Origin of the sequence: Sphingomonas mesophila, assembly GCF_003499275.1 — a bacterium.
GTDB lineage: Bacteria > Pseudomonadota > Alphaproteobacteria > Sphingomonadales > Sphingomonadaceae > Sphingomicrobium > Sphingomicrobium mesophilum.
Window position 1 is genome coordinate 331,042 of sequence record NZ_QWDF01000001.1, and the last position, 19,984, is coordinate 351,025.

A 19,984-nucleotide genomic window follows, 5' to 3' on the forward strand; every position below is an offset into this window, starting at 1 on the left:
GCCATGGCGAAACTCTCTCTCTTCGATCGTCGCCGCCGCCGGGTGCGCAGTGCGCTTCGCGCTCGCGCCGCCGGCAAGCCGCGCCTGTCGGTCCACCGCTCGGGCCGCCACATCTATGCCCAGGTCATCGACGATGCCGCGGGCAAGACGCTGGTCGCCGCTTCGACCCTCGACAAGGACATCAAGGGCAAGGCCAAGGCGACCTGCGACGGCGCTGCCGAAGTCGGCCGCACGCTGGCGCAGCGCGCCAAAGAGGCCGGTGTCGGCAAGGTCGTGTTCGACCGTGGCGGCTTCCTGTTCCATGGCCGGGTCAAGGCCCTGGCCGATGCCGCCCGCGAAGGCGGATTGGAGTTTTAAATGGCTGACGAGAACCAGACCCCCGACGCGCCGGTGACCGACGCTCCGGCGACCGAGGCTCCGGCCGTCGAGGCGCAGGCCGCTCCCGAAGCGGCTTTGCCCGAGGCCGCTCCGGCCGAATTCCAGCGGCCCGAGGGCCGTGGCCCGCGCGGTCCGCGTGGCGGCCGTGGCGGTGGCGGCGGTCGCGACAATCGCGGCGGCGGCAACCGTGGCCGGCGCGACGATCGCCGTGGCGGCCGTGGCGGTGACGACGATGGCGGCGAGGAGCTGATCGAGAAGCTCGTCCACATCAACCGCGTTTCTAAGACCGTGAAGGGCGGCAAGCGCTTCGGCTTTGCCGCGCTGGTCGTGGTCGGCGACGGCAAGGGCCGCGCCGGTTTCGGTCACGGCAAGGCGCGCGAAGTGCCGGAAGCGATCAGCAAGGCGACCGCCGCCGCCAAGAAGGCGATGGTCCGCGTTCCGCTGCGCGACGGCCGCACGCTGCACCATGACGGCAAGGGCCATTTCGGCGCCGGCAAGGTCGCGGTCCGCGCCGCTCCGGCGGGGACCGGGATTATCGCCGGCGGCCCGATGCGCGCAGTGTTCGAGAGCCTCGGCGTCGCCGATGTGGTGACCAAGTCGGTCGGCACCTCGAACCCCTACAACATGATCCGCGCGACCTTCGAGGCGCTGAAGGACCAGTCGAGCCCGCGCAGCGTTGCGCAGCGTCGTGGCAAGAAGGTCGCCGACCTGCTCGGTCGCGGCGGGATGGCGGCGGCCGAAGCCGAAGCCACCGCTGAAGCGGTGACGGAGTAAGCATCATGGCGAAGATCAAAATCACGCAGACCGGCTCGCCGATCCGCCGCGACAAGACCCAGCGCGCGACGCTGGTCGGTCTCGGCCTCAACAAGATGCGGCGCACGGTCGAGGTCGAGGCGACCCCGGAAGTGATGGGCCAGGTCAAGAAGGTCCAGCACCTGGTGACGGTCGAACGCTAGTTCTTCCGTCATCCCGGCGAAGGCCGGGATCCGTGCCTTTCTAGCGCGACGAGGCATGCGGCCAAAGCGAACAACTGGACCCCTGCCTACGCAGGGGTTCGCTACAGCGAGTGCACGATATGAAACTGAACGAAATCCGCGACAATGAAGGCGCCCGCAAGGGCCGGGTCCGTGTCGGACGCGGCATCGGCTCGGGCCTGGGCAAGACCGCCGGGCGCGGCCAGAAGGGCCAGAAGAGCCGCTCGGGCGTCTCGATCAAGGGCTTCGAGGGCGGTCAGATGCCGCTCCACATGCGGCTCCCGAAGCGCGGCTTCAACAACATCTTCGCGCGCGATTACGCCGAGGTGAACCTGGGCGCGATCCAGAAGCTGATCGACGCCGGCAAGCTCGACGCCAAGGGCACGCTCGACCATGACGCGCTCAAGGCCGCCGGCCTGGCACGCGGCGGCAAGGACGGCGTGCGCCTGCTCGGCAAGGGTGAACTCACCACCAAGGTCAGCTTCAAGGTCGCCGGCGCGTCGAAGGGCGCGCGCGAGGCGGTCGAGAAGCTCGGCGGTTCGCTCGAGATCATCGAGCGCAAGGACCCGGCCGAACTCGCCGCCGCCAAGAAGGGCAAGGCCCGCGAGGCGCGCATCGCCGACAAGGCGGCCAAGTCCGAGAAGGCCAAGCCCTAACGGTCGTGATTGCGAGCGGAGCGAAGCAATCCAGGCGGATCGCCAGTGGATTGCTTCGTCGCTTTGCTCCTCGCAATGACGAGCGGGCGGCCTATATGACCGGGACGGTCGAGGGGATTTAGACAAACATGGCATCCGCAGCCGAGCAAATGGCATCGAACATCTCGTTTTCGAATTTCTCGAAGGCGACCGAGCTCAAGAAGCGTCTGTGGTTCACGCTGGGCGCGCTGGTGCTGTTCCGGATGCTGTCGTTCGTGCCGATCCCCGGCATCGACCCGGTCGCCATGCAGCAGCTCTACGCCACCCAGGCGGGCGGCATCCTCAGCGTCTTCAACACCTTTTCCGGCGGCGCGCTCGAGCGTGCGTCGATCATCGCGCTGGGCGTCATGCCCTACATCACCGCGTCGATCGTCGTTCAGCTGATGGCCGCGCTCTATCCGCCGTGGCAGGCGCTGCGCAAGGAAGGCGAGACCGGGCGCAAGAAGCTTAACCAGTATACGCGCTACCTCACCGTCCTGCTGACCACCGTCCAGGGCTATTTCATCGCCGTCGGTCTCGAGGGGCTGGGCGCCAACAACAATATCGGCGCGGTGGTCGATCCGGGCATGCTGTTCCGGGTGACCGCGACGATCAGCCTGGTCGGCGGGACCCTGTTCCTGATGTGGATCGGCGAGCAGATCACCAGCCGCGGAATCGGCAACGGCATCTCGCTGATCATCATGGCCGGCATCGTCGCGGGCCTGCCGCGCGCCATCGCCCAATTGCTCGAGGGCGGCCGGACCGGCGCGATGGACCCGGCGATGGTCGTCGGCATCGTCCTGCTGGTGGTCGCGCTGGTGCTGTTCATCTGCTTCGTCGAGCGCGCCCAGCGCCGCGTGCTGATCCAATATCCCAAGCGCCAGTCGGCGCGCGGCATGGTCCAGCAGGAGCGCAGCCATCTGCCGATGAAGGTCAATATCGCGGGCGTCATCCCGCCGATCTTCGCCTCCTCGCTGCTGCTGATGCCCTTGACCGTCATCCAGATGTCGGGCGCCCAGAACAATCCCAACGCGAGCGACTGGCTGATCACCATCAGCACGCTGCTCCAGCACGGCGCGCCGCTCTATCTCGGCCTCTACGCGGCGGGCATCGTTTTCTTCTGCTTCTTCTACGCCGCGGTGCAGTTCAACAGCGAGGAGACCGCCGACGGCCTCAAGCGCCACGGCGGCTTCATCCCCGGCATCCGCCCGGGCAAGGCGACCGAACATTATTTCGACTATCTGATCAGCCGGCTGACGGTGATCGGGTCGGCCTATCTGGTCGTCATCTGCCTCATCCCCGAGGTGCTGGCGTCGCAGATGGGGCTCGCCTTCGCGCTTGGCGGGACGAGCCTGCTGATCGTCGTCAACGTGACGATGGATACGGTCAGCCAGATCCAGAGCCACCTGATCGCGCATCAATATGGCGACCTCATCAAGAAGGCGAAGCTGAAGGGCGCGCGCCGCCGCTAAATCCGCGCGTCGCGCTTGACAGAAGCGCGGCGGCCCTTTGACTAGGCCGGGTCGCCGTCGGGTGTGGGGGAAGCGTTGGACATCATCCTGTTAGGGCCGCCGGGCGCGGGCAAGGGAACCCAGGCCGAGCGGCTGGTGACCAATCGCGGCATGGTCCAGCTGTCGACCGGCGACATGCTCCGCGCCGCGGTCGCCGAGGGCAGCGCGGTCGGCCGCGAGGCCAAGGCGGTGATGGATTCGGGCGCGCTGGTAAGCGACGCCATCGTCAGCGCGCTGATCGGCGAGAACCTCGACCGGATCGAGACTCGCGGCGCGATCTTCGACGGCTTTCCGCGCACCCTTCCGCAGGCCGAGGCGCTCGACCTGCTGCTCGCCGAGCGCGGGCGCAAGCTGGCCCATGTGATCGAGCTCGAGGTCGACGAGGAGGCGCTTGTGGAGCGCATCGGCGGCCGCTTCTCGTGCGGCACATGCGGCGCGCCCTATCACGACCGCTTCAAGCTGCCCAAGGTCGACGACCAGTGCGACGTGTGCGGCGGCCATGCCTTCCGCCGCCGCGACGACGACAACGAGCAGACGGTGCGCCGCCGCCTCGCCGAATATCACGCCAAGACCCAGCCGATCCTGCCGTTCTACGCGGAACGCGGGATCCTCCGCCCGGTCGACGGCATGGCCAGCGTCGAGACTGTCGCCGCGGCGATCGACTCGATCCTCGACGGCTAGACTTCGCCGCGCCAGCGAGTCACCATCCCCGGGGACGGGGAGGGGACGATGAAGACCTGCGTGATCGCCGCTTCAGCGCTGCTCGCCGCCCCGGCCTCGGCCGAAGTGGTCAGCTCCGGCCCCAACGGCTTCGTCTTGCGCCACGCGCTGGAACTGAGCGTTCCGCCCGAGCGCGCCTTCGCCGCGATCGGCGACTTGCCGCGCTGGTGGAACAAGGATCACAGCTATTCGGGCGACAGCGCCAACCTCAGCTTCGCGCTGCGGCCCGGCGGCTGCTTTTGCGAGAAGCTGGGCAGCGGCGGGATCGAACATCTGCGCGTGACCCTGGTCCAGCCGAACGAGCGCGTCGTGCTCACCGGCTCGCTCGGACCGCTGTTGTTCGAGGCGACGGCGGGCGTGATGGACTGGAAGATCGCGCGCACGCCTGGCGGCTCGCGGGTGACGGTGGAATATCGCGTGGCGGGGTTTGCCGGCGGCGGTGCGGCCCGGCTCGCGCCGCTGGTCGACCAGGTGATCGGCGAGCAGGTGCGCCGCTACGGCGCGCGCGCGGTCCGCTAGGGTCGGACCAGGGTCGTGTAGCGGAACGCCGGCGTGTCGCTGGTTGGCGGATGGTCCTCGGCAGCGACCTCGACCCACTGCTCGCTCGAGCGCAGGTCGGGCATGGTGACGTCGCCGTCGACCTCGGCCAGCACTTCGGTGAGCTCGATGCGGTCGGCAATCGGCTCGAACATCGCGAACACCGCCGCTCCGCCGATCACCGAAATGTCCGTTTCGCCCGCCGCCGCCACCGCATCTTCGAGCGAATGCACGGTGTCGACCCCGTCGACCCGCCAGTCGGGATCGCGGGTGAGGACGATGTGGCGCCGGCCGGGGAGTACTCCGGGCAGGCTGTCGAAAGTCTTGCGGCCCATGATCATCGCGCTGCCCATGGTCAGCTGCTTGAATCGCTTGAGATCGGCCGGGATGTGCCACGGCAGCGTACCGTCCTTGCCGATCACGCCGTTGATCGCGCGCGCGAGGACGATGGTGATCGGCGGCCGGGCCATTCTCTTGCCTTAGGCCGATCCGGAACCGCGGGCAAACCGCCCTCGTTCACCCGCCAACAAGAGGGGCCCCAAGTGACCGCCGCGAACAGCGCCAACCATGTCGCGACCACCAACCACGCCTATGCCGTGGCCCTGTCGCGCGCCTTCGCCGGGGCGCTGCTGTTCTGCCTGCCGCTGCTGATGACGATGGAGATGTGGTGGCTTGGCTTCTACCTCGAGCCGTGGCGCGTGGCGTTGTTCACCGCCGTCAATATCCTCATCCTTTATGGCCTGTCGAAGGTTTCCGGCTTTGAGGAATCGCACAATTGGACCGATGACATCCTCGATGCCTTCGCGGCCTACTTCGTCGCCGTCGTCACCGCCGCCGCAATCCTCTGGCTGATCGGCGCGATCCGACCGGCGATGACCATCGGCGAGATGGCCGGAATGGTCGCGATCCAGGCGGTCCCGGCCAGCTTCGGGGCGATGATCGGCGCCAAGCTGCTCGGCGAAGGCGAGGAGATCGAAGAGGCGGAGGAGTGGCGCGACACCTATGGCGGGCAGCTGTTCCTGTTCCTCGCCGGCGCTTTGTTCCTCAGCTTCACCGTCGCCCCGACTGAGGAGATCCTGCTGATCGCCCTGCAGATGGACCCGGCGCAGTCGCTGCTCTTGGTGGCGCTGTCGGTGCTGCTGCTTCACGCCATCCTCTACATCGTCCATTTCCACGGGCAGGAGCAGCGCTTTACCGCCGGCCACGCGCGCTCGTTCATCACCCAGACGCTGCCCGGCTATGCGGTGACCATCGCCGCGGTGGTCTATATCCTGTGGAGCTTCGGCCGGCTCGACGGCCTCGGGCTCGGCAATGCCGCGGCGGCGATCGCCGTGCTCGGCTTCCCGGCGTCGATCGGCGCCGGCATTGCGAGGATCGTCGTATGACCGTGCGCAAGGAACATAAGGCCGCGGCGTCCGAGCCGGTCCCGGCGCTCGAATGGGTGGCCGCCGCGCTCGGCCTGATCCTGCTCGTCACGCTGTGCGCGATCCTGCTGCGCGAGGTCGGTGCCGGCAACGACCGCGACGTGCCAATGCTGTCGGCGCGGGTCGAGCGGGTCACCGCGACCCCGGCCGGTTTCGTCGCCGACGTGGTGGTCGAGAATGCCTCGCGCCAGACCGCCGCCGCGGTCCAGGTCGAGGGCAAGCTCGGCGATGAGGAGGCGAGCGCGACGCTCGACTATGTGCCCGGCCGCTCGCAGGCGCGCGGCGGGCTGATGTTCAAGGCCGACCCGCGCTCGGGCGCGCTCCAGGTCGCAGTGGTCGGCTACGAGCTTCCCTAGCCCGCCCGCCGCGCCTATCTCGGGCGGCGATGGGCAAGGCCGCACTGATCGACGAGGTCCGCCGGCGGTTCGGCGCGGCGGCGGCGCTGACCGACCCGGCCGATGTCGCGCCGTGGCTGACCGACTGGCGCGGCCGCTGGCGCGGCGCTGCCGATGCGATCCTCCAGCCGAGCTCGACCGAGGAAGTGGCGGCGATGGTGGCGCTGGCCCGCGAACATGGCGTGCCGCTGGTGCCCCAAGGCGGCAACACCTCGATGGTTGGCGGCGCGACCCCGCCGGCCGACGGATCGGCGCTGATCCTGTCGCTCCGCCGAATGAACCGCATTCGCGCCGTCGACCGGACAGCGCAGCGCTGCGTCGCCGAAGCGGGCGTCATCCTCGAGACATTGCACGACGCGGTCGCGGCCCAAGGGCTGCGCTTTCCCTTGACGCTCGGCGCGCGCGGCTCGGCGACCATCGGCGGGCTGGTCTCGACCAACGCCGGAGGCACGCAGGTGCTGCGCTTCGGCCCGATGCGCGGGCTGGTCGAGGGCATCGAGGCGGTGCTTCCCGACGGCGCGATCCACAGTGGGCTGGCCGGGCTCAAGAAGGACAATCGCGGTCCCAGCCTCGATCAGATGCTGATCGGCGCGGAGGGTACGCTCGGCATCGTCACCGCCGCCCGGCTCCGGCTGGTCCCCGCGATCCATGCCCGCGGCGTCGCCTGGCTCGGGCTCGCCAGCCCGGTCGCCGCGCTCGACGTGCTGCGCGCGCTCCAATCGGCGACCGACGCGGTGGAAGGGTTCGAGATCCTGCCCGCGGAGTCGCTCGACGCAGCCGTGGCCCATTTGCCCGGCGCCAGGCCGCCGCTGGCCGGCCCGCACCCGTGGCACGCCTTGGTCGAGGCGACGGCCGGGAGCACCGGCGAGGAGAACCCGACCGCTTTGCTCGAGCGCCTGCTCGCGCCGCTGCTCGAGCGCGGCCTGGTCGGCGACGCGACCATTGCCGCGAACGAGGCGCAGGCCGACGCCTTCTGGCGGCTGCGCGACGGCCTGTCGGAGGCCGAGAAGAAAGCGTTCGGGCCGGCCACTCAGCATGACATCAGCGTTCCCGTCGACGCCATGCCGGCCTTTCTCGACGAGGCCTCGGCCGCTCTGGAGCGCGCCTTTCCCGGCGTTCGCGCCAGCGGCTTCGGCCATCTCGGTGACGGCAACATCCACTTCCACGTCCGCGCCATGGGCCGCGGCGACGACGGCTGGCTCGATCGCGAGGGCGGGGCGGTCAGCCGCATGGTCCACGACCTGGTCACCGCCGCGGGCGGATCGATCAGCGCCGAACATGGCATCGGCCAGATGAAGCGCGCCGAGCTCGCGCGCCTGTCGCCCGGACGGGTCGCGGCGATCCGCGCGATCAAGTCCGGGCTCGATCCCGCCGGGCTGATGAACCCCGGGAAATTGGTGTGACCGGCGCCGCCTAGCGGCCGGCCAGAGTCTTGCCGACGATCGCTTCCAATTCGTCGAAGCTGAACGGCTTGGCGAGGAATACCGGATCGCCGCCAACCGCTCGGCGCATCGAGTCGGTATCGGCGTAGCCCGTCGCGAACAGGATCGGCAGGTCGCCGAAGCCGCGCGCTTTCATCTCCCGCGCAAGCTCGGCGCCGGTCATTTCCGGCATGGCGTAATCGAGGATGGCGAGATCGGGCTGCTCCTTGCCGAGCAGCTCGAGGGCCTCCGCCCCGCTGCTCGCCGACAGCACGCGGTGGCCCAGCGCCTCGAGCATCCCGGCGGCGATGTGGCGCACGTCGTCGTCGTCATCGACGAGCAAGATGGTCGCGTCGCGGGCCTCCGGCACGCGCTCGCCGCCGGTCTCGCCCGCCGCGTGGCGTTCGACCACCGGCAGCAGGAACGAGACCGTCGTCCCCTGGCCCTTGACCGAGGCGATCTCGGCGCGGCCGCCCGACTGCTTGGCGACCCCATAGACCATCGACAGACCGAGGCCGGTGCCCTTCCCGACATCCTTGGTGGTAAAGAACGGCTCGAACGCGCGCGCCAGCACGTCCTCGTCCATGCCGGTGCCGTTGTCGGCAACGCTAACCCGCAGATATTCGCCGTGCGCCAGCTCGCCGTCCTCGACCTGTTCCCTGGTCGTCGAGATGGTGATCGTGCCGCCGTCCGGCATGGCGTCGCGGGCGTTGATCGCGAGGTTCATGATCGCCAGCTCGAGCTGGGTCGCGTCGCAAAGAACGTGGACCTGGTCCTCCCTGGCGAGGAGGTCGAGCTCGAGGTTGAACTGCGGCCCGAGCGTCGAGCGCAACAGGTCCGACATGTCCTCGATCAGCGGCGACACCAGCACCGGCTTGAGCTCGAGCTTCTGGACCCGCGAAAAGGCCAGCAATTGCCCGGTCAGCCGGGCCCCGCGGTCGGCCGCATCGCGCGCCATCTCGGCCCATTTCTGGACCTTCGGCGAGGTCGGATCCTTGGCGATCAGCGACGCGGTCCCGCTCAGCACCTGCAGCAGATTGTTGAAATCGTGCGCAATTCCGCCGGTCAGCTGGCCGACCGCCTCCATCTTCTGCGACTGGCGCAGCGCCTCCTCGGCCTTCAGACGCTCGCCGGTCTCGAACTGGATCCGGTCGAGCGCGGTCTGCAGCTCCTGGTTCTTTTCCTCGAGCAGCAGCGGCGAGGGGATGGCGAGGATCTTGGGAATGAGCGGCCACAGCACGATCGCCGTGCCGACCGAGGCGATCGCGGTGACGACCTTGATCGCCGCCTCGAGCTCGTAGGCGGAGTACCAGAGGTTGTAGATCTTGACGAGGTGGGTAGTGCCGCAGGCGAGGATGAACAAGGCGAACAGCCAGAAGATCCAGCTGAAGGCGATGTCGCCCCGCTTGCGCACGATCCGCACCAGCATCACGGGGATCGAGAAATAGGCGGCGGCGATCAGCGCGTCGCTCAGCACGTGGGTCCACACCAACGCCGGGTCCCACAACAGGCAATAGCCGTGCGGGGTGAGGTCATTGCCGCGCCCGAGCAGCCAGTTGAGCCAGCCCTCGGTCGCCGACGGGACGTGGTTATGCTGCATCAAGCGCCTTGAGTCCGACCATGCCAACCATCCGCTGCTCCCGTCGTGACCGGCGCTGCCTAGCAGCCGCGCCCGCCCGCGAACAGGGACCGAAAGGTCCCCATCCGGCATTGACGCTGGGCATCGCAATCCGCACTGCTCGCCCGCCGCGCGCCCGTAGCTCAGTTGGATAGAGCACGTGCCTTCTAAGCATGAGGTCGCTGGTTCGAATCCAGCCGGGCGCGCCATTCATCGACAATTCAGTTCGATTGGCGCTACATTTGTCGAATCGGGGGGAAATGATGGTGGCGATGATGCGTAAAGTGGCAATCTGCGGAGCGCTTGCGCTCGCAACCCTTTCGGCCAGCGCCGGGGCGGAGACGGTGATCGTCTACACCGACCCGATGACCCTCGAGCGCAAGGTGGTGGTGACCGAGACCGGCGGCCCCGACCGCGCCTACCACTGCTTCCTTCCGCCGAGCAGCCTCGGCTGCCAGAAGATCTCGCTGCGCCGCGCGCGCTAGGCGACGGCGTCCAGCAAACCTTCGAACAGGCGGCGCCCGTCGGTGCCACCGTGCGCCTCCTCGACGACCCGCTCGGGGTGCGGCATCATGCCCAGCACATTGCCGCGATCGTTGAGGATCCCGGCGATCGAGCGCGCCGAGCCATTGACCTCGCCGGTGTAGCGGAATGCCACCCGGCCTTCGCCCTCGATTCGGTCGAGCGTGTCGGCGTCGGCCTGGAAATTGCCGTCATGGTGGGCGACCGGAACCGCGATCTCCTCGCCCGAGCGGTAGGCGGCGGTGAACAGCGACTGGCTGTTCTCGACCTTGAGCCCGACCGTCCGGCAGACGAAGTGGAGCCCGGCGTTGCGCATCAGCGCGCCCGGGAGCAGCCCCGCCTCGGTCAGCACCTGGAAGCCGTTGCACACGCCCAGCACCGGCACGCCGCGCTCGGCCGCGGCGGCGACCGCGCCCATGATCGGGCTGCGCGCCGCCATCGCGCCGGAGCGCAGATAGTCGCCGTAGGAAAAGCCGCCGGGGATCGTGACCAGCCCGGTTCCGGCCGGCAGTTCGGTATCGCGATGCCACACCATGTCGGGCGCCCGGCCGGTCACGAGCGTGATCGCGCTGGCGAGGTCGCGGTCGCAATTGGAGCCGGGGAAGACGATCACCGCGGTTTTCATGCCGCGGCCTCCGACCGCTCGATGCGGAAATTCTCGATCACCGTGTTGGCGAGCAGTTTGCGGCACATCTCGGCGATCGTCTCGTCGCTGGTGCCCTCGGCGAGGTCGAGCTCGATCAGCTTGCCGGCGCGCACGTCGTTGACTCCGGCAAAGCCGAGTCCGTCCAGCGCATGGTGGATCGCCTTGCCCTGCGGGTCGAGCACGCCAGGCTTGAGGGTGACGAACACGCGCGCTTTCATCTGCCTGGCTCCCGTCGCTGGCGGTCGCCGGCGCTATGACTGCTGGCGCCGCGCCGGGCAAGATTTTTACCTTGTCTTAACCAAGCGGCGCGAAAATCCCGGCTGGTTCTGGGGAGGGCAGGAAAATGGCGGCAGCGCTGGCACTGGCGATGTTCGTGGCGCTGGTCGGCTTCGGCTCGAATTACTTCGGCTGGTCCGATCCCAGCGGCAAGGTCCAATTGGCGCTGATCACCAGCTTCGTGCTGGGCTGCGTCGCGAGCTACAAGGCGCGGGGCTGACCCGGCGCCGCCGCCGCGCTAGGGCGCGGCGATGACCGAGCTTCCCCCTTACGGCCGATTGCTCCGGCTCGAGCCGACCGGCGACGGCGGCTTCACCATGCCATTCCACGAGGATGTCGTCGGCCGCCCCGGCTATCTCCACGGCGGCGCCATTGCCGGACTGCTCGAATTCGCTGCTTTCGCGACCCTTCGCCAGGCGCTCGGCGACGTCTCCGCAACGCTCAAGCCGGTGACGGTGACGATCGAATTCCTGCGCGGTGCCGGCGCATCGCGCGGGCCGACCCACGCCGACGCGCTGATCGAACGGCTCGGCAAGCGAATCGCCAATGTCGAGGCGACCGCATGGCAGACCGACCGCGCCCGCCCGGTCGCCACCGCGCGGATCAACTTCCTGATCGAGCGGGGCTAGTAGCCGCTTAGCCGAGCGACCTCGGCGGCGTGGAAGCGTGGGCCGCCGAACAGTTCGTCGAGTACCGCTTGGCGCTTCATGTAGAGGCCGATATCGTGCTCGTCGGTCATGCCGATGCCGCCGTGCATCTGGACGCCTTCCTGCACCGCCAGCCGTGCCGCGCTGCCCGCCTTGGCCTTGGCCACCGCGACCATCAGCTCGGCCTCCGCCGCGCCCGAATCGAGCAGCCGCGCCGCCTTGCGCGCCGCCGCGCGGGCGATCTTGATCTCGCCATAGAGGTGCGCGGCGCGGTGCTGAAGCGCCTGGAACTCGCCGATGAGCCGGCCGAACTGCTTGCGCTGCTTGAGATAGTCGAGCGTCATCGCCGAAGCGCCCGCGGCGACCCCGGTGAGCTCGGCGGCCGCCCCGGCGCGTCCGGCGGCGAGCGCGCGCGACAAGGGCGCCCAGCCGCCGTCGACCTCGCCGACCACCGCGTCGCCATCGACCGCCATGCGAGCGAAGGTCAGCCGCGCCGCCTTGCTCGAATCCGCCAGCGTGACGTTCTCGACCTCGAGACCGGCCGCGCCGCGCTCCACCGCGAACAATGTGATTCCGTCGTGCTCGCCCGGCGAGCCGCCAGTCCGCGCGGCGACCAGGATGACGTCGGCCGAGGCGCCGTGGACGACGAACTGTTTGGCGCCGTCGAGCACGAAGCCGTTGCCCTGTCGCTCGGCACGGAGAGCGGTCGCCGCCGGGTCGTGGCTGCTCCCCTCGTCGATCGCCAGCGCGGCGACCGTGTCGCCCGCTGCAATGCCCGGAAACCAGCGCTCGGCCTGCACGCTCCCGTCAAGCGCGCGCACCGCCACCACCGCGGTGGTGAGGAAGGGTGAGGGGGTGAGGTTGCGCCCGATCTCCTCGAGCACCAGCCCCGCTTCGGCCTGGCCGAGCCCGGCGCCGCCCTGCGGCTCGGGGATCAGGATTCCGGTGAGCCCGAGCTCGGCGAATTGCTTCCACAGCGCATGGCCGAAGCCGTCCTTGCACCCGCTGTCGCGCCAGTGCCGCAACTGCCGCGCGATCGCGCCCTCGTCGGCCATGAACGCCGCGACGCTGTCCACCAGCATCCGCTGGTCGTCGGTCAGCAGCGCGCTCATGCTCCCGGCAGTCCCAGGATGTGCTTGGCGACGATCCCGAGCTGGATCTCGCTCGTCCCGCCCTCGATCGAATTGGCCTTGGTGCGCAGCCACTCGCGCGCCGCCTTGCCGCCGCCCGAGCGCTCGCTGTCCCATTCCAGCGTGTCCGATCCGCCGGCCGCCATCACCAGTTCGTGGCGGCGCTTGTTGAGCTCGGTGCCGGCATATTTCATCAGGCTCGGCATGGCCGGATGCGCCGCGCCGGCCTTCAGTTCGTCAAGGAACTGCTCGCTCATCGCCGCGAACGCCAGCGAGTCGACGTCGAACGCGGCGATCTCGGCGCGCAGCAGCGGGTCGGCGACCGGAGCAACCGCGGCGCCGAGCGAGCCCTGGCCACCAAGCCCCATGCCGCTGATCATCTCGCGCTCGTGGCCGAGCAGATATTTGGCGACGTCCCAGCCGCGATTGACCTCGCCGACCACCTGGTCCTTGGGCACCTTCACATCGTCGAAGAACGTCTCGCAGAACGGCGAATTGCCGCTGATCAGCAGGATCGGCTTGGTCGACACGCCCGGCGAGGCCATTTCGAACAGCAGGAAGCTGATCCCGCCATGCTTGCTCTCGCTCGACGTGCGCACCAGGCAGAAGATCCAGTCGGCCTCGTCGGCATAGCTGGTCCACACCTTCTGGCCATTGACCAGCCAATGGTCGCCGCGGTCCTCGGCCTTGGTCTGGAGTCCGGCCAGGTCGCTCCCCGCGCCCGGCTCAGAATAGCCCTGGCACCAGCGGATTTCGCCGCGCGCAATCTCCGGCAGGAAGCGCCGTTTCTGCTCCTCGCTGCCATATTTCAGCAGCGCCGGGCCGAGCATCGAGATGCCGAAGCTGGTCAGCGGCGGCCGCGCGCCTGTCGCCGCCATCTCCTCCTTCAGCACCTTGGCCTCGGCCGGCGACAGGCCGCCACCGCCATAGTCGCTCGGCCAGTCGGGCACGGTCCAGCCCCGCGCGGCCATTGCTTGCAGCCACCGGCGTTGGGCATCGGACTGGAATTGCCAGTTGCGCCCGCCCCAGCAGATGTCATTCTCGCCGCGCATCGGCGCTCGCATCTCGGCCGGGCAATTGGCCTCCAGCCAGGCTCGGGTCTCGCTTCGAAACGTCTCCAGGTCGGTCATTATCTTGCCCTTCTCGGCGCGCGGTCCTAGCCGTTCTGGGGCGAGAGTGATGCGAAGCGCAAGCCAGGGAGCGCCGCGTGGATTTTGACCTTACGGAACGGCAGGCTTTCTTCCGCGACCGGGTCAGGGAGTTCATCGCCGCGCACGTCCGCCCGCGAGTCGCCGACTATCATCGCGAGATCGCAGCCGGCGACCGCTGGCAGCCGCTGCAGGTGATCGAGGAGCTCAAGCCGCGGGCGCAATCTGCCGGTCTGTGGAACTTGTTCATGCCGCCTGGCGGCGCGTTGCAGCATGTCGACGAGAGCTTCGCGTTCGAAGGCGAGCAGCTGACTAACCTCGAATATGCCCTGTGCGCCGAGGAGATGGGGCGAATCCTGTGGTCGGCCGAAGTGTTCAACTGCTCGGCCCCCGACACCGGCAATATGGAGGTGCTCCACCGCTACGGCACCCGCGAGCAGAAGGAGCAGTGGCTTGGCCCACTGATGCGCGGCGAAATCCGCAGCGCCTTCCTGATGACCGAGCCGGGGGTGGCGAGCTCCGACGCGACCAACATCGAATGCCGCATCGACAAGGACGGCGGCGAGTACGTCGTCAACGGCCGCAAATGGTGGTCGTCGGGCGCCGGCGACCCGCGCTGCAAGGTCGCCATCCTGATGGGCAAGACCGACCGTGAAGCGCGCAAGCACGCCCAGCAATCGATGATCCTGGTGCCGATGGACGCACCCGGGATCACCGTCCACCGCGCGCTTTCGGTCTACGGCTATGACGACGCGCCGCACGGCCACATGGAGATCAGCCTCGAGGACGTGCGCGTGCCTGCCGCCAATCTGCTGCTCGGCGAGGGGCGGGGGTTCGAGATCGCGCAGGGCCGGCTCGGCCCGGGCCGAATCCACCATTGCATGCGCACCATCGGCGCTGCCGAGGAAGCGCTCGAGCTGATGTGCCGCCGCCTCCAGTCGCGCACCGCCTTCGGCAAGACCATCGCCGAGCATAGCGTATGGGAGCAGCGGGTCGCCGAGGCGCGGATCGAGATCGACTGCACGCGCCTGCTGTGCCTCAAGGCGGCCGATCTGATGGACAAGGCAGGCAACAAGGCGGCCAAGGCCGAGATCGCGATGATCAAGGTCAAGGCGCCGCGCATGGCCTTGAAGATCATCGACGACGCGATCCAGGCGTTCGGCGGCGCCGGGGTGAGCCAGGACACGCCATTGGCCCACAGCTGGGCCGGCATCCGCACGCTCCGCCTCGCCGACGGCCCCGATGAGGTCCACAACCGCGCCATCGCCCTGATCGAATACGCGAAGCACGCGCCGGTGCCGGCGTGACCTCCCTGTTCGATCTTACCGGCAAGGTCGCCATCGTCACCGGCTCGTCGCGCGGGATCGGGCGGGCGATCGCCGAAGCTCTTGCCGATCATGGCGCGAAGGTCGTCATCTCGAGCCGCAAGCAGGACGCGTGCGACGAGGTCGCCGCGGCGCTCAATGCCGCGCATGGCGCGGGCACCGCGATCGCCGTCGCCGCCTCCATCTCTGACAAGGCCGCGCTCCAGCATTTGGTCGACGAAACTCGCCGCCAGCTCGGCCGGATCGACGTGCTTGTCTGCAACGCCGCCTCCAATCCCTATTACGGGCCGATGGGCGGGATCAGCGACGACCAGTTCCGCAAGATACTCGACAACAATGTGCTGTCGAACCACTGGCTGGTGCAGATGGCCGCGCCCGAAATGCTCGAGCGCGGGGCCGGCTCGATCGTCATCGTCAGCTCGATCGGCGGGCTGACCAGCTCGACCACCATCGGCGCCTACAATGTCTCCAAGGCGGCCGACTTCCAGCTCGCGCGCAACCTCGCCGCCGAGTTCGGGCCCAGCCAAGTGCGCGTCAACTGCATCGCGCCCGGCCTCGTCCGTACCGACTTCGCGCGGGCGCTGTGGGAGGATCCCGACACCCTAAAGGCGGTCACCCGCCACACCCCGCTGCGCCGGATCGGCGAGCCGCGCGAGATCGCCGGCGCCGCCGTCTACCTCGCCAGCGGCGCCTCGACCTTCATGACCGGCCAGGCACTGATCGTCGACGGCGGAAGCACGATCGGGGTCGGGCTGTGACCGGCCGCCTCGCCGGCAAGGTCGCGATCGTCACCGGTGCCGCCTCGGGCATCGGCGCGGCGAGCGTCGATTTGTTCCGCAGCGAGGGCGCGACCGTCATCGGCGCCGATCTCCAGGGCGCGGACGTCGCCTGCGACGCGGGCGACGAAGCGCAGGTCCGTGATCTCGTCGAGCGCACCGTCGCCGGTCATGGCGGCCTCGACATCATGTTCGCCAACGCCGGCATTTCGGGCGGGATCGACGGCCTGTTCGACCAGGATGCGGCCGATTGGGCGGAGATCCTGCGGGTCAATCTGATCGGTCCGTTCCTGGCGATCAAATATGGCGCGCCGGCGATGAAAGCGCGCGGCGGCGGATCGATCGTCGCCACGGCCTCGGTCGCCGGACTGCGCTCGGGGGCGGGCGGCCCGGCCTATTCGGCATCCAAGGCGGGCGTCATCAACCTGGTCAAAGTCGCCGCGACCCAGCTGGCGGGCTCCAACATCCGGGTCAACGCCATCTGCCCCGGCCTGATCGAGACCGGCATGACCGACTTCATCTACGCCCGCGCCCGCGAGCGCGGCCAGGAAAGCCAGATCGGCCGACTCAATCCGCTCAAGCGCGGCGGCGAGCCGGCCGAGATTGCCGCCGCCGCCCTGTTCCTCGCCTCCGCCGAGGCCAGCTACGTCAACGGCCAGGCGATCGTCGTCGATGGCGGCCTTAGCGCCAGCCACCCCTTCAACCATCAAAGCTACGGACGAACCAGCACATGAGCGACAGCCCGATTTCCACCAGCCGCCACGGCGACATCCTCATCGTCAAGTCGAACAACCCGCCGGTTAACGCGCTCGGCGCGGCAGTCCGCCAGGGGCTGGTCGCGGCGATCGAGCAGGCGGAGGGCGATGACAGCGTCAAGGCGGTGGTCATCGCCTGCGAAGGCCAGACCTTCTTCGCCGGCGCCGACATCACCGAGTTCGGCAAGCCGCCGGTCATGCCGTGGCTCCCGACCGTGGTCGACACGATCGAGAATTGCTCCAAACCGGTAGTCGCCGCGATCCACGGTACCGCATTGGGCGGCGGGCTCGAGATCGCGCTCGGCTGTCATTACCGGGTCGCCGTCCCCTCGGCCAAGCTCGGCGTGCCCGAGGTCAAACTCGGCCTGCTGCCCGGCGCCGGCGGGACCCAGCGCCTGCCGCGGGTCGCCGGGGTCGAGCGCGCGCTGGAAATGGCGACCACCGGCAAGATGATCTCGGCCAAGGCGGCGCACGATTGCGGCCTCGTCGACCGGCTGATCGAGGGCGACCTCATCCCCCACGCCGTCGCCTACGCCGACGAGGTCAAGGACATCCGCCCGCTCCCCAAATCGTCCGAGCGCGACGACAAGTTGGCTGAGGCGCGCGCCAACCCCGGCCTGTTCGACGACTATCGCAAGGCCAATGCCCGCAAGTTCCGCGGCTTCGAGGCGCCCGAGGCCAACATCCAGTGCATCGAGGCCGCGGTCAGTAAGCCGTTCGCGGAAGGCGTGATCGTCGAGCGCACCAAGTTCATGGAGCTGATGAGCGGCACCCAGGCCAAGGCGCAGCAATATTTCTTCTTCGCCGAGCGCAAGGCGGCGAAGATCGAGGGCGTCGCCGACGACGTCCGTCCGCGCGACATCCGCAAGGTCGGGGTGATCGGCGCCGGCACGATGGGCGGCGGAATCTCGATGAACTTCCTCTCGGCCGGAATTCCCGTCACGATCGTCGAGACCGCGCAGGAGGCGCTCGACCGCGGCACCGGCGTGATGCGCAAGAATTACGAGGCGACCGCCGCCAAGGGCCGGATGACCGGCGAACAGGTCGAGCAGGCGATGGGCCTGCTCACCCCGACGCTCGACTTTGCCGCGCTGGCCGACTGCGACCTCGTCATCGAGGCGGTGTTCGAGCAGATGGAGATCAAGCAGGACATCTTCGCCCGCCTCGATGCGACGGTGAAGCCGGGCGCGATCCTGGCGTCGAACACGTCCTACCTCAACATCGACGACATCGCCGCCGCGACCAAGCGGCCGCAGGACGTGGTCGGACTGCACTTCTTCTCGCCCGCCAACGTCATGAAGCTGCTCGAGGTGGTGCGCGGGGCGAAGACCGCCGACGACGTGCTGGTGACGGCGATGGCGCTGGCCAAGAAGATCGGCAAGGTCGCGGTCGTCGCCGGCGTGTGCCACGGCTTTATCGGCAACCGCATGCTGATGCCGCGCCAGGTCGAGGCGACCAAGCTGCTGCTCGAGGGCGCCACGCCCGAACAGGTCGACCGAGTCCATGTCGAGTTCGGCATGCCGATGGGCCCGTTCCAGATGGCCGACCTCGCCGGGGTCGACATCGGCTGGCACCGCGATCCCAACCGCATCGAGAACGTCCGCGACGCGCTGTGCGCGATCGACCGCTGGGGCCAGAAGAAAGGTGCCGGCTTCTACGACTATGACGACAAGCGCCGCCCGAGCCCGAGCCCCAAGGTCCAGTCGATCATCGAGGAGTTCGCCGCGAAACAGGGCGTCACCCGGCGCGAGATCAGCGACGAGGAGATCGTTCAGCGCACGCTCTACACGATGGTCAACGAGGGCGCGAAAATCCTCGAGGAAGGCATGGCCCAGCGCGCGTCCGACATCGATGTGGTGTGGGTCTACGGCTACGGCTGGCCGGTCTATCGCGGCGGCCCGATGTTCTGGGCCGACAGCGAGGGGCTGCAGAAAATCGTCGACGGCCTCAAGGCGCAGGAGGAGCGCATGGGTAGCGACTTCTCCTTCTCGAACTTGCTGGTAGACAAGGCTGCCAAAGGCGAGAAAATCGCCGGGCGCTAGGAGCGACTAAGGGGGGCAGGCGATGCGCTTGGTGATTGTCATGCTGGCGGCGCTGGCGCTCGCCGCCCCGGCCGCTACCCAGCAGCCGCCGATCGACCCGCTGACCGCGCGCGTCGATTCGAGCGCGGCGGACCGGTTCGCGGCGCTGTGGCGCAAGACCGGCGGCAAGCCGACCGCAGCACAGCTCCAGTCCGACTATCTCGCCAACGGCGGGCCGGCGATCGCGGTCTTCACACCGGGCCGGATCAACAGCGCCGAACGGCTCGCCGCGAAAATCGCCGAGAAGCCCGAACTCTACGGCGACGCGGTCGAGCGCTGCCTGCCGTGGGTCGCGGGCACCAACGCCCAGCTGCGCGCCGCCTATCTCGGCCTCAAGGGCCTGTTCCCGGCCAAGCCCCTGCCCAAGATCGCCGTCGTGGTCGGCCGCGACAACAGCGGCGGGACGGCTGGCAACGGCATGCAGGTCATCGGCCTCGAGGTGATCTGCCGCCTGTCGCCGACCCGCGCCGCCTTCGAGGAGCGCATGCGCCAGTTCTTCGCGCACGAGACGGTGCATACGCTCCAGCGCATCGACTCGCCCGCCGCGATCGCCAACATGCTGCTGACCATGGCGCTGTCCGAGGGCGTCCCCGACCTCGTCACCATGATGATCACCGGGGGTGTGCCAAGCCCCGAGCGCGACCGCTGGGCGCGCGAGCGGGAGGCATGGATCTGGAGCGAATTCCAGTCCGACGCCAAGATCGTCCAGGCCGGCACCGCCGCCGACGGCCAGATGAACGCCGCCGCCCAGGCCGCGTCGCGGCGCTGGTTCGGCAACGCCGGCGACCCGCCCGCCGGCTGGCCCGACGAACTCGGCTATTGGGTCGGCATGCGGATCGCCGAGCAATATGTCGCGAAAGCCCGCGACCCCTATGCCGTGCTCGACGCCTTGCTCGTGGTCGCGGACCCGAAGGCGATCCTCGCCGCCAGCGGTTACCGCCCGGCGCCCGCGCGCTGACTCGAAAATCCTTGGAGTTCTGCGCGTTTCGAGTGACAAGCGCGGCGTAACAGGGGCGTTGGCTTGAA

The 19,984-nt window shown here is 68.7% G+C and carries 24 protein-coding genes and 1 tRNA gene; 19 read left to right on the forward strand and 6 right to left on the reverse strand.

Going from position 1 to position 19,984, the window contains the following annotated elements; genetic code table 11:
- Window positions 1-3: 3 nt before the first annotated feature.
- From rplR to D0Z60_RS01730, 7 genes are all read left to right on the forward strand, one after another.
- Window positions 4-357 (forward strand): 50S ribosomal protein L18, encoded by a 354-nt coding sequence (rplR, locus tag D0Z60_RS01700; RefSeq protein WP_118856472.1) that lies wholly within the window; start codon window positions 4-6, stop codon window positions 355-357.
- Window positions 358-1,152 carry a 30S ribosomal protein S5 gene (gene rpsE / locus D0Z60_RS01705; protein ID WP_118856474.1) on the forward strand — a complete coding sequence of 265 codons (795 nt, stop codon included), beginning with the start codon at window positions 358-360 and terminating at the stop codon, window positions 1,150-1,152.
- A gap of 5 nt (window positions 1,153-1,157) precedes the next feature.
- Entirely contained in the window at window positions 1,158-1,334 is a 177-nt protein-coding gene (rpmD, locus tag D0Z60_RS01710) for a 50S ribosomal protein L30 (protein WP_118856476.1), read from the forward strand.
- A 119-nt stretch (window positions 1,335-1,453) separates the two neighbouring features.
- Complete coding sequence (gene rplO, locus D0Z60_RS01715) at window positions 1,454-2,008, forward strand: 50S ribosomal protein L15 (RefSeq protein WP_118856478.1); 555 nt, start codon at window positions 1,454-1,456, stop codon at window positions 2,006-2,008.
- Window positions 2,009-2,136: 128 nt separating this feature from the next.
- Window positions 2,137-3,498 (forward strand): preprotein translocase subunit SecY, encoded by a 1,362-nt coding sequence (secY, locus tag D0Z60_RS01720; RefSeq protein ID WP_118856480.1) that lies wholly within the window; start codon window positions 2,137-2,139, stop codon window positions 3,496-3,498.
- Between the two features lie 75 nt (window positions 3,499-3,573).
- Window positions 3,574-4,218 carry an adenylate kinase gene (locus D0Z60_RS01725; RefSeq protein WP_118856481.1) on the forward strand — a complete coding sequence of 215 codons (645 nt, stop codon included), beginning with the start codon at window positions 3,574-3,576 and terminating at the stop codon, window positions 4,216-4,218.
- Window positions 4,219-4,266: 48 nt separating this feature from the next.
- Window positions 4,267-4,776 carry an SRPBCC family protein gene (locus D0Z60_RS01730; RefSeq protein ID WP_118856482.1) on the forward strand — a complete coding sequence of 170 codons (510 nt, stop codon included), beginning with the start codon at window positions 4,267-4,269 and terminating at the stop codon, window positions 4,774-4,776.
- Here the strand turns inward: D0Z60_RS01730 and D0Z60_RS01735 are convergent.
- Window positions 4,773-5,264 carry a dihydrofolate reductase gene (locus D0Z60_RS01735; protein ID WP_118856483.1) on the reverse strand — a complete coding sequence of 164 codons (492 nt, stop codon included), beginning with the start codon at window positions 5,262-5,264 and terminating at the stop codon, window positions 4,773-4,775. The two genes, D0Z60_RS01730 and D0Z60_RS01735, sit on opposite strands and share 4 nt — an antisense overlap.
- A 72-nt stretch (window positions 5,265-5,336) precedes the next feature.
- Between D0Z60_RS01735 and D0Z60_RS01740 the strand changes: the two genes are divergently transcribed.
- Genes D0Z60_RS01740 through D0Z60_RS01750 form a run of 3 tightly spaced genes read left to right on the forward strand, consistent with a single transcriptional unit; the run spans window position 5,337 to window position 8,016 of the window.
- Window positions 5,337-6,179, forward strand: a complete 843-nt coding sequence (locus D0Z60_RS01740) for a TIGR02587 family membrane protein (protein ID WP_118856484.1) — start codon at window positions 5,337-5,339, stop codon at window positions 6,177-6,179.
- Entirely contained in the window at window positions 6,176-6,574 is a 399-nt protein-coding gene (locus D0Z60_RS01745; protein ID WP_118856485.1) for a hypothetical protein, read from the forward strand. Before D0Z60_RS01740 ends, D0Z60_RS01745 begins: the two co-directional genes overlap by 4 nt.
- Window positions 6,575-6,603: 29 nt before the next feature.
- Complete coding sequence (locus D0Z60_RS01750; protein WP_118856487.1) at window positions 6,604-8,016, forward strand: FAD-binding oxidoreductase; 1,413 nt, start codon at window positions 6,604-6,606, stop codon at window positions 8,014-8,016.
- 10 nt (window positions 8,017-8,026) lie between these two features.
- Here D0Z60_RS01750 and D0Z60_RS01755 read toward each other — a convergent pair whose 3' ends face one another.
- Entirely contained in the window at window positions 8,027-9,634 is a 1,608-nt protein-coding gene (locus D0Z60_RS01755; RefSeq protein WP_162888029.1) for an ATP-binding protein, read from the reverse strand.
- 150 nt (window positions 9,635-9,784) lie between these two features.
- Here D0Z60_RS01755 and D0Z60_RS01760 point away from each other — a divergent pair.
- Both D0Z60_RS01760 and D0Z60_RS01765 read left to right on the forward strand, forming a co-directional pair.
- Window positions 9,785-9,861 (forward strand) — tRNA-Arg (locus D0Z60_RS01760).
- Window positions 9,862-9,927: 66 nt separating this feature from the next.
- Window positions 9,928-10,137: a hypothetical protein gene (locus D0Z60_RS01765; protein WP_162888030.1), complete on the forward strand. Its 210-nt coding sequence runs from the start codon at window positions 9,928-9,930 to the stop codon at window positions 10,135-10,137.
- Here the strand turns inward: D0Z60_RS01765 and purQ are convergent.
- A complete protein-coding gene (gene purQ, locus D0Z60_RS01770) occupies window positions 10,134-10,799 on the reverse strand; it encodes a phosphoribosylformylglycinamidine synthase subunit PurQ (RefSeq protein ID WP_118856493.1) in 666 nt (221 codons plus the stop codon). The two genes, D0Z60_RS01765 and purQ, sit on opposite strands and share 4 nt — an antisense overlap.
- Window positions 10,796-11,038, reverse strand: coding sequence for a phosphoribosylformylglycinamidine synthase subunit PurS (purS, locus tag D0Z60_RS01775; protein WP_118856495.1), 243 nt, complete (start codon window positions 11,036-11,038; stop codon window positions 10,796-10,798). The genes purQ and purS overlap by 4 nt, the downstream gene beginning before the upstream one ends.
- Before the next feature lie 125 nt (window positions 11,039-11,163).
- Between purS and D0Z60_RS11580 the strand changes: the two genes are divergently transcribed.
- Window positions 11,164-11,316, forward strand: a complete 153-nt coding sequence (locus D0Z60_RS11580; protein ID WP_162888031.1) for a hypothetical protein — start codon at window positions 11,164-11,166, stop codon at window positions 11,314-11,316.
- Between the two features lie 31 nt (window positions 11,317-11,347).
- Window positions 11,348-11,725, forward strand: coding sequence for a PaaI family thioesterase (locus D0Z60_RS01780; protein ID WP_118856496.1), 378 nt, complete (start codon window positions 11,348-11,350; stop codon window positions 11,723-11,725).
- Here the strand turns inward: D0Z60_RS01780 and D0Z60_RS01785 are convergent.
- Window positions 11,722-12,855, reverse strand: a complete 1,134-nt coding sequence (locus tag D0Z60_RS01785; RefSeq protein WP_118856498.1) for an acyl-CoA dehydrogenase family protein — start codon at window positions 12,853-12,855, stop codon at window positions 11,722-11,724. The genes D0Z60_RS01780 and D0Z60_RS01785 overlap by 4 nt on opposite strands.
- Window positions 12,852-14,003, reverse strand: coding sequence for an acyl-CoA dehydrogenase family protein (locus D0Z60_RS01790; RefSeq protein WP_205421020.1), 1,152 nt, complete (start codon window positions 14,001-14,003; stop codon window positions 12,852-12,854). Before D0Z60_RS01790 ends, D0Z60_RS01785 begins: the two co-directional genes overlap by 4 nt.
- A gap of 77 nt (window positions 14,004-14,080) precedes the next feature.
- Here D0Z60_RS01790 and D0Z60_RS01795 point away from each other — a divergent pair, with 77 nt between their 5' ends.
- The 5 genes from D0Z60_RS01795 to D0Z60_RS01815 are packed head-to-tail and all read left to right on the forward strand — an operon-like array spanning window position 14,081 to window position 19,916.
- Window positions 14,081-15,328, forward strand: a complete 1,248-nt coding sequence (locus D0Z60_RS01795) for an acyl-CoA dehydrogenase family protein (RefSeq protein ID WP_118856502.1) — start codon at window positions 14,081-14,083, stop codon at window positions 15,326-15,328.
- A complete protein-coding gene (locus tag D0Z60_RS01800; protein WP_118856504.1) occupies window positions 15,325-16,104 on the forward strand; it encodes an SDR family NAD(P)-dependent oxidoreductase in 780 nt (259 codons plus the stop codon). Before D0Z60_RS01795 ends, D0Z60_RS01800 begins: the two co-directional genes overlap by 4 nt.
- Complete coding sequence (locus tag D0Z60_RS01805; protein WP_118856506.1) at window positions 16,101-16,856, forward strand: SDR family NAD(P)-dependent oxidoreductase; 756 nt, start codon at window positions 16,101-16,103, stop codon at window positions 16,854-16,856. The genes D0Z60_RS01800 and D0Z60_RS01805 overlap by 4 nt, the downstream gene beginning before the upstream one ends.
- Window positions 16,853-18,919, forward strand: a complete 2,067-nt coding sequence (locus D0Z60_RS01810; RefSeq protein ID WP_118856509.1) for a 3-hydroxyacyl-CoA dehydrogenase NAD-binding domain-containing protein — start codon at window positions 16,853-16,855, stop codon at window positions 18,917-18,919. The genes D0Z60_RS01805 and D0Z60_RS01810 overlap by 4 nt, the downstream gene beginning before the upstream one ends.
- 22 nt (window positions 18,920-18,941) lie before the next feature.
- Window positions 18,942-19,916 (forward strand): DUF2268 domain-containing putative Zn-dependent protease, encoded by a 975-nt coding sequence (locus D0Z60_RS01815; protein WP_118856510.1) that lies wholly within the window; start codon window positions 18,942-18,944, stop codon window positions 19,914-19,916.
- The last annotated feature ends 68 nt before the right edge of the window (window positions 19,917-19,984 follow it).